Origin of the sequence: Planotetraspora sp. A-T 1434 (genome assembly GCF_025420585.1) — a bacterium.
Classification (GTDB): Bacteria; Actinomycetota; Actinomycetes; order Streptosporangiales; family Streptosporangiaceae; genus JAOEGB01.
The window spans coordinates 1-370 of record NZ_JAOEGB010000117.1 but is presented as its reverse complement, the minus strand read 5'-3'; the positions used below and the strand labels follow the sequence as shown (position 1 = coordinate 370).

The window sequence follows — 370 nt, the reverse complement described above, 5'->3', positions numbered from 1 at the left end:
TGACCCCCAGCAACGCCTGCTGCTGGAGGTGGCCTGGGAAACCTTCGAACGGGCCGGCATCGACCCGGTCCCGTTGCGAGGCAGCAGGACGGCCGTGTACGCGGGACTGGCCGACCGCACTTACGGCGCGCGGTTCCTGCAGGTGCCGGAGGATTTAGAGGGATATCTCGCTATCGGCAATCTCGGCAGCGTCGTGTCGGGGAGGATCGCGTACACCTTCGGGTTCGAGGGGCCCGCGGTGACCGTCGACACCGCCTGCTCATCGTCCCTGGTGGCACTGCACCTGGCCGTTCAGTCGCTCCGGTCCGGCGAGTCGGACCTCGCCTTGGCGGGCGGCGTCACGGTGATGTCCACCCCCATCGGCTTCACC

General features: G+C 68.4%; 1 protein-coding gene. It reads left to right on the top strand.

Annotated elements, in window-relative coordinates; genetic code table 11:
• The coding region (locus N5079_RS35210; protein ID WP_261588554.1) for a polyketide synthase at window positions 1-370 on the top strand (370 nt) is incomplete at both ends.